The 6871-nt window shown below is 41.1% G+C and carries 4 protein-coding genes; 1 reads left to right on the top strand and 3 read right to left on the bottom strand.

Going from position 1 to position 6871, the window contains the following annotated elements; all coding sequences use genetic code 11:
* The coding region (locus ACCM36_RS08390) for a nucleotidyltransferase domain-containing protein (RefSeq protein ID WP_370573303.1) at positions 1-392 on the bottom strand (392 nt) is incomplete at its 3' end.
* A gap of 179 nt (positions 393-571) precedes the next feature.
* On the opposite strand from ACCM36_RS08390, the gene ACCM36_RS08385 reads away from it, so the two are divergent.
* Positions 572-4222, top strand: coding sequence for a NosD domain-containing protein (locus tag ACCM36_RS08385; RefSeq protein WP_370573302.1), 3651 nt, complete (start codon positions 572-574; stop codon positions 4220-4222).
* A 40-nt stretch (positions 4223-4262) separates the two neighbouring features.
* Here the strand turns inward: ACCM36_RS08385 and proB are convergent, their stop codons facing one another.
* Positions 4263-5387, bottom strand: a complete 1125-nt coding sequence (proB, locus tag ACCM36_RS08380; RefSeq protein ID WP_370573301.1) for a glutamate 5-kinase — start codon at positions 5385-5387, stop codon at positions 4263-4265.
* 20 nt (positions 5388-5407) lie between these two features.
* Positions 5408-6763, bottom strand: coding sequence for a glutamate-5-semialdehyde dehydrogenase (locus ACCM36_RS08375; RefSeq protein WP_370573300.1), 1356 nt, complete (start codon positions 6761-6763; stop codon positions 5408-5410).
* Positions 6764-6871 lie beyond the last annotated feature (108 nt).

The following is a 6871-nucleotide window of genomic DNA, read 5'->3' as shown; positions in this document are numbered from 1 at the left end:
TCAACCCTGAAACAGGGGACAATGTCCACATCGAATCCTCTGTATCTCATATTTATGTAAGGATGCTCAGCATAACGTTCTTCAAAACTCTCCGATTCTTCAGCTATCTTTCTGGCAATGGTCAGTCCGTTTTTTTCGAGTTCTTCCCGGCTGGCATTTCCGGGGAACATAATAAATATATCCAGGTCATGTGTGCCCGATATCCACGTATTTCTGGCAGCAGATCCCACAAGGTTTGCGGACACATCTTTCAAACCCATTGAACAGGCTACGTATTCTACTTTTTTGATAAGCAATTCTGCTATCTCTTTCAGATGAGCTCTTTCTTCAGGTTTCGGGCTTATCTTTTCCAGAACGGCTTCCTTCAATTCTTTAAATGCATCGTTTTCCATAAAAGCCACTTTGTGTCCTATGAGGCTGCTTATGTTGTTCTTGCAGTTATAATTTCTGGAGTGGTGTTATCTCAATACTACAATTATTGTTTCAGGTCATTAGAAGTCTTTGAAAAGTGAAACAAATATTATATATTTATTTATATTATAATGTTCATATCGTTTCAAGAGGAATAGCTATGAAGAAAAACGATCTTTTAATGTTAATTATCTTTTCTTTGATGTGTACATCTGGTACTGCCTTTGCAAATTCGTCGGTTCCTATTCAGGAATCAATAAATCCTGATTTCGTGGCACACTTCACAACACAGGCTCAAAGTATAGACATGTCAGGAAGTGATGAGGTAACTGCTACAGGCCAGTTACCAGACACAGTTGATTTCTCTTATGTTGATTTCTCTCCTTTGGCGCTAACGCTGGATACTTATGTCGCGTATTATGATCTCAGGACTCAGGAAAAGGTTACTTCTGTAAAGGACCAGGGTTCATGTGGTTCATGCTGGGCCTTTGCATCTTATGGTTCTCTTGAGTCAACTCTTATGCCAGGTCAAAATCTTGATATGTCGGAACAGAATCTGAAAAACCTGCATGGCTTCGACGTAGATCCATGTTATGGTGGAAATGCGCAGATGGCAACTGCTTACCTTGCCAGGTGGGATGGTCCAGTACTAGAGTCCAAAGACCCATACGATCCATTTAATACTTCTTCCCCTTCGGTAAGCGCTGTTAAACATGTGCAGGAAGCTATTTTCCTTCCGACGAGGAAATCATCACTTGACAACGATGCTATCAAATGGGCTCTTCAGCAATATGGAGCGGTATATGCTTCCATGATATGGTCCGATCCATCCTATAATTCTAACAATTATTCTTACTATTACACCGGCTCTTCAACTTCTGGGGGGCATGGTGTCACTATAGTAGGATGGAATGATAGTTTTGACAGTAAAAAGTTCTCTCCCGCCGCTCCGGGCAATGGGGCTTTCATCGTAAAGAACAGCTGGGGTGATTCCTGGGGAGAAGATGGCTATTTCTATGTTTCATATTACGATTCCAGTTTTGGAAAAAGAAATACCAATGCCGTTTTCACAGCTGAACAGGTAAATAATTACGATAACATCTATCAGTACGATCCCCTTGGCTGGACAGCATCCGTGGGCTACGGAGATACTGTGGTATGGGGAGCAAACGTGTATACCGCCACATCGGATGAAATACTGGAAGCAGTATCATTCTATACTACCAGTTCAGCTACCAGCTATCAAGTATTTATTTATACGGACCCTGCTTCCGGTCCGCTTGGGAACTTGAAAAGCAATGTTTCAGGCACTTTTGCTCATCCCGGTTACCATACTGTAATCCTGGATGACCATGTGGACCTTACCACAGGCCAGAAATTCTCTGTGGTTGTCAAATTAACTACTTCAGGATATGGATATCCTCTGGCCATGGAAGTACCCTTGCCTTATCTTTACAGCAGTACAGCAACATCAAATGCCGGGGAGAGTTACATTGGTGAAAATGGCCAGGTATGGGAGGATATCACGTCAGCGTTCTCCAATGCCAATCTCTGTATAAAGGCGTTGACATCAGATGCTGTCTCAATGCCGGTGATGAACTTCGATACCGGTAAAACTTACTTCAATATTAGTGCTGCAGTGAAGGACCCATTAACACTTAAAGGACATACTATCCTGGTGGATCCAGGAACACTTCAGGATAATGTGCGAGTAAACAAAGAGCTTACTATAAGGTCTTTCACAGGTAACCCTAATGGTACTGTAGTGAAAGCACTCAATCCAGCAGGACACGTTTTCTATGTGACGGCCTCCAACGTTTCGATCTCGGGCTTTAATGTGACCGGTTCGCTTACCAACAAAGGTATTTACTTAGATGGAGCACAAGGTGGTAGTGTTTATGACAACATTGTTACCAGCAATAATTATGGTATATATGTCCGCTCATCTGTGGATGTAGATGTTATAGGCAATGAAGTAACAGGTAACAACGCAGGTATTCTTCTTAGCGGTTCATCTAATTGCAATGTTTCAGATAATGAAGTTTATACCAATGTGGGTCAGGGTGTGTATCTGCTTGGTGCATCAGCCTGTGTCGTAAATAATAACACGCTCAATTCCAATCTGCAAGGTGTAAGGCTGGATGACAGTGTGGATAACTATCTTACAGGTAATAATGTCAGTGCAAGTACTTATGGAATATTGCTGCTATCCTCTTCTTCTTTTGATGCGGTTTCAGCTAATATGGCAAGGGATGGTTCACAAGTTGCTTTTATGGAACTATCAAATGCGAGCTCAGTGGGATCGGATCTGACGCTGCTGAGATTGGATGGGATCACTCCCAGGTCTACTCATGGTAATGTTCTGGATGGCAATACAATTCGATCCAATATTTACGGTATATTTTCAAAATATTCGGTTTACAATAATATTATCAATAACACTTTGTATTCTAATGATCAGGGTATTCATTTTATTGATTGTTCTTTCAGCACCATCCAAAACAACACTCTGGACTCCAATTCGTTAGAAGGCATCTACATGTTAACATCTGACGATAATATTGTGAAGGACAATCATGTCATACAAAATAATGTAGGTATTCGCCTTCAGTCAGGCAATGGAAATATCCTGGATACTAATTTAGTACGATCTAACGGCTATGGGTTCTTATTGCGATCTGCCACTGATAACACTATTTCCAACAATAATGTATCTTCCAACAACCAGGGGATATATCTTGTCGACTGCTCTTCCAGTACTGTCTTGAACAATACTGCCAGCCTTAATGTTTATCAAGGTATCTATCTTGTAGCATCTAATGGTAATTATGTTAAAAACAATCATTTGATACATAATAAAGCAGGTATCCGTCTCGAGTCGAGCAATAGCAATGTACTGGATGAAAATATAGCAAGATCCAATAGTTATGGCTTCCTATTGCAATCTACCGGTGAGAACACTATTTCCAACAATACCTTGTCCTCTAATAATCAGGGCATTTACTTTATAAACAGTTCTTTTAGTACTGTTACTGCAAACTTGGTAAATGGCAATAGTTTACAGGGTATTTACCTCCTTACATCCCATAACAATATCATTGAGTATAACCAGGTGCTAGAAAACAAACAGGGTATCCGTCTCCAGTCCAGTAATGAAAACATTATAGATGGCAATTATCTGCAGAAGAATAGCTATGGTGCTTTCCTGCTTTCCAGTGACAATAATTCCATTCTTACAAATGTTGCAAAAGACAATGAAATAGGTGTAGGTCTAAGTCTTTCAGATATTAACATGCTGGTGGACAATGAAGTTCGCAATAGTACTAGCTCTGGGATATATTTGGATTCTTCAGGCTACAATGACATTGTTTCTAATCAGGTAGCATACAACAAATATGGGATACGCTTGTATAAGAGTACCTATAACACACTTCAGGAGAACGGGCTGATCTACAATAAGTATGGTTACCTAGCGCAGTTGGCAGATAACAATATGTTAAAAACCAACAATGTTTCACTCAATGAATGGTATGGTATATATCTGCAATCTTCCGGTTCGAACCTTGTCTACAACAACATGTTCAACAATGTTAAGAATGTTGCCAATGATGGGTCGAATACCTGGAACATCACAAAAAGTGCAGGTACAAACATAGCAGGTGGTTCATATATCGGAGGGAATGTATGGGCTTCACCAAAGGGAACAGGTTTCAGCCAGACAGCTACAGATACAGATCAGGATGGGATATGCGACACGACGTATAATGTTGCAGGCAGTTCTTTTGACTACCTGCCTCTTTACTTTAAGTGAGTGTAAAAGTTAGAATAAATGACAAAAAGAGGACTGATCTTCAGAATAGTCCAATGTTCTCTTTTTTGATCACATGGTTATAATTTTTGTATCCAAGAATATCTACTATCTGGTTGGTATGCTGACCTTTTATCTTTGTCAGTTCACTTGACGAGTAATCAGTGATTCCTTTTGCAAAGATTTCCCCGTTAGATTTTATTTCAATAATGTCTCCTCTTCGGAAATCACCGTTTACATTGGTTATGCCAGAAGGTAAGAGGCTCATGCTATTTTTTATAGCTTCTTTTGCTCCCTCGTCAACTTCAACTGAACCGCAGGATCTGGATAACAAGATCCATCGTATGCGGTTCTTGTGTACTTCTTTATTCGCCAGGAGCAGTGTACCTATTTCCTCTCCATCCAGCAATCTGAGGAGGATGTCTTTTTCTTTGCTGCTGGCTATCATTGTATGACAACCTGCAAGGCCGCATATCTTGGCAGCCATTATCTTTGTTCTCATGCCTCCCACACCTTTAAGGCTTGTCGGATTTCCTCCGTAGCTTTCTACTTCGGGTGTAATCTCTTCTACGAGGTGAAGCAGTTTAGCACCATGATTGTTGTGTGGGTTCTTATCATAGAGCCCATCAATATCCGAGAGTATTATCAGAAGATCTGCTTCCGTCTTGCTGGCAACCATGGCAGAGAGCTTGTCATTATCTCCAAAAGTGGCCTCTATCTCATGTACGCATATAGGGTCATTTTCGTTGATGATGGGGATGACACCATAACTAAGCAGGGTGTGCATGCTGTTCCTAAGGTTAAGGTATGTTAGCCTGTTGGAAAAAGATTCGTATGTAAGGAGCAATTGGGCGACCTTCAGTCCATACTTATTAAAGGCCTTACTCCATTCCTGCATGAGTATGCTCTGTCCCACAGCGGCTGCAGCCTGTCTTACAGGTATTTCCCGTGGTCTTGAGTCAAGATCAAGCACGTCAACGCCAAGTCCAATGGAGCCAGAACTTACTATTGCTACTTTCTTGCCGGCATTATGGAGTTTAGAAACCTGTGAAGCTATGGAGTCTAAAAAAGTAGGGCTAAGTTTACCTTCATCCTGGTTTATGGATGTGGTGCCTATTTTTACTACAATTTTGTTTATATCGCCTAAAAGCTCTTTCCTGTTACTCAAGAACATTGCCTCTGCATAATTTATTTTTCTTTTATCACATCGGATAGTAATTTATCTAATTTTCTATGAGTGAATTTCTTTGCTGACGGGCCGGCATAGTCAGCAACTTTATCTCCATTTCCTATGAGCACATATTTGTATATCATAAGTCCTTCCATGCCTACCGGTCCTCTGGCATGGATCTTGTTAGTGCTTATGCCTACTTCTGCTCCTTTACCGTATCTGAAACCATCAGCAAATCTTGTGGATGCATTTATCATAACACTGGAAGAGTCTACAAGGTCAGAGAATTTTTTCTTTTTCTTCTGGTTCTCGGTAACAATGGCATCGGTATGGTGGGAGCCATATATATTTATATGCTCAATGGCCTCTTCTATCGAACTCACCAGCTTTATGGAAAGAATAAGGTCGTTGTACTCGGTACTCCAATCTTCTTCCACGGCACGTACCAGATTTTTAATGAAATCTATATGTTCCAGTATCGCAAAAGATCTTTTGTCGCAGCGCAATTCCACGCCTGCACCTTCAAGCATTTGAGCCATTTTAGGCAGGAACTTCTCTGCTATCTTTTCGTGTACCAGTAATGTTTCCATGGCATTGCAAACTGCTGCATACTGCACTTTTGCATCAAAGCAGATCGTATATGCTTTTGCCAGATCAGCCTCGTCATCGACGTATACATGGCAGATACCATCCGCATGACCGAGTACAGATATTTTTGTATTATCCTGAATGAACTTTACAAATGCGTTAGAGCCTCTGGGTATAAGCAGGTCGATGTAGGCGTCCATAGCAAGTATATCCATTACTTCTTCCCTGGTTTCCATGAGCTGGAATGCTCCTTTTGGCATTCCCTCTACTTTCTCGATTGTTTCTACCAATACATTGAAGATAGCCCTGTTTGAGTTAAGTGCCTCGCTTCCACCTTTGAAAACAGTAGAATTCCCGCTCTTAAGACAAAGTGCCATGATCTGGGGAACAACGTCCGGCCTGGATTCAAATATTACTCCTATCAGACCAATAGGGCAGCTTACCTGATAAAGCTCCAATCCATTATCAAGCTCCAGAGAATCCATCGTCTTGCCAACAGGGTCTTCGAGCTTTATGACGTCCAAGATGCCAGCTATCATGCCATCTATTTTACTGTCGCTAACCTTTAGCCTGTCTACCATCGCCTGGGAAAGTTCACCTTTTCTCTGAGCTTTTTCAGCGGCTTCCAGATCTCTCGCATTAGCTGAAAGTATGGCTTGCCTGTTAATGTCCAGTGCATTTGCCATTTCCTCAAGTGCACGGTTCTTTTTATCCGTGCTCACACTTGCAAGTGTGATAGATGCTTTTTTAGCTTCGATCACCTTTGCTTCTATCTCTGTAACCATGAATCGAACCACCTGAGCTTGTTTCTATAAGAGGGGATGTATCATTTTATCAGACTATATACTAACTGATATTGCAATTAGTTCTTAAGCCTTATACTTATCGATTAT

The organism is Methanomethylovorans sp. (assembly GCF_041305605.1).
Classification (GTDB): Archaea; Halobacteriota; Methanosarcinia; order Methanosarcinales; family Methanosarcinaceae; genus Methanomethylovorans.
This window is presented reverse-complemented; position numbering and strand designations above follow the sequence as displayed.

Coding starts and splice junctions, on each gene's coding strand:
- ACCM36_RS08385 (WP_370573302.1), top strand. CDS start 572: ATGAAGAAAAACGATCTTTTAATGTTAATTATCTTTTCTTTGATGTGT.
- ACCM36_RS08375 (WP_370573300.1), bottom strand. CDS start 6,763: ATGGTTACAGAGATAGAAGCAAAGGTGATCGAAGCTAAAAAAGCATCT.